This window comes from Flavobacterium enshiense, from assembly GCF_040750275.1.
In the GTDB taxonomy this organism is placed as follows: Bacteria; Bacteroidota; Bacteroidia; order Flavobacteriales; family Flavobacteriaceae; genus Flavobacterium; species Flavobacterium enshiense_B.
In genome coordinates this window covers 1-373 of the sequence record NZ_JBDOCV010000025.1, presented here as the reverse complement: position 1 = coordinate 373, position 373 = coordinate 1, and the positions used below count along the sequence as shown (strand labels likewise).

The 373-nt window shown below is 42.1% G+C and carries 1 pseudogene; it reads left to right on the top strand.

What is annotated here, in order from left to right:
- Nucleotides 1-373, top strand: a pseudogene (locus ABGT15_RS14600) (lectin-like domain-containing protein); the annotation flags it as partial.

Sequence of the window (373 nt, the reverse complement as noted above, 5' to 3'; positions counted from 1 at the left end):
ACGTTAATCCGATTGTAACACCAACATTTAGTGCAGTTGCTCCGATTTGTGCAGGAGAGACCTTAACAACTTTACCAACCACTTCCAATGAAGGAATTACTGGAACTTGGTCACCGGCTTTAGATAATACCGTTACAACTGTTTATACGTTTACGCCGAATACAGGACAATGTGCTACAACACAAACCATGACTATCAATGTAAATCCGGTTGTAATACCAACGTTTAGTACAGTTGCTCCTATTTGCGCAGGAGATACCTTAGCCGCTTTACCAACCACTTCCAACGAAGGAATTACTGGTGTTTGGTCTCCGGTTCTTGACAATACTGTTACAGCAGTATATACATTTACACCGGATGCAGGACAATGTGC